This window comes from Enterobacter sp. UNJFSC 003 (assembly GCF_036903355.1).
GTDB lineage: Bacteria > Pseudomonadota > Gammaproteobacteria > Enterobacterales > Enterobacteriaceae > Enterobacter.
Window position 1 is genome coordinate 1 of sequence record NZ_JBAKHK010000315.1, and the last position, 243, is coordinate 243.

The window sequence follows — 243 nt, forward strand, 5'->3', positions numbered from 1 at the left end:
GGCCTCATCGGCTTTTCCCTTCGGGAGATTATTCTCCTTTTGTTAAATCCAGAACATAAATATGCTCACCCATCTTCGATGCTTGAAAAATTGAAGCCAATCCTGATAAGTAATTTTTTTGAAAGGGTATTTTCCGGATTCACACCGGCTTTGATGAGTGAAAAACCGTTCTCTTTTATTCAGTCAATCGTGGCGGTAATTGCTTCAATTGCATATCCCTGGCGAGCATAAGCGGGACTGATG

1 protein-coding gene is annotated in these 243 nt (G+C 41.6%); it reads left to right on the forward strand.

Translation table 11 applies throughout. The features are described from left to right. Window positions 1-231, forward strand: a 231-nt coding sequence (locus V5P19_RS24335) for a hypothetical protein (protein ID WP_334408093.1), incomplete at its 5' end; no start/stop codon positions are given. Window positions 232-243: the final 12 nt, after the last annotated feature.